Annotated in this window: 1 pseudogene; it reads right to left on the minus strand. The window is 43.8% G+C overall.

The features are described 5' to 3' along the window. Positions 1-208 (minus strand): annotated as a pseudogene (locus tag AAEY75_RS17510) (hypothetical protein); the annotation flags it as partial.

The following is a 208-nucleotide window of genomic DNA, read 5'->3' on the forward strand; positions in this document are numbered from 1 at the left end:
TACCGTCTCTATAAAGATTAAGGCTTTCTGGGTCTATTCCGGTTAGTACAATGCTGTTTGATTCGTTATCACGTTCATAAATAGTATCTTGTCCCCAGTTTCCTGAGAACAGATAGGTGTCATTACCAGCACCACCTTCTAGTCGATCATTGCCTTCGCCACCGTCTAAAGTGTCATTGCCTGCGTTACCAATGATGGTGTCATCACC

The organism is Psychrobacter sp. TB55-MNA-CIBAN-0194 (assembly GCF_040309505.1).
Taxonomy (GTDB): Bacteria; Pseudomonadota; Gammaproteobacteria; order Pseudomonadales; family Moraxellaceae; genus Psychrobacter; species Psychrobacter fozii.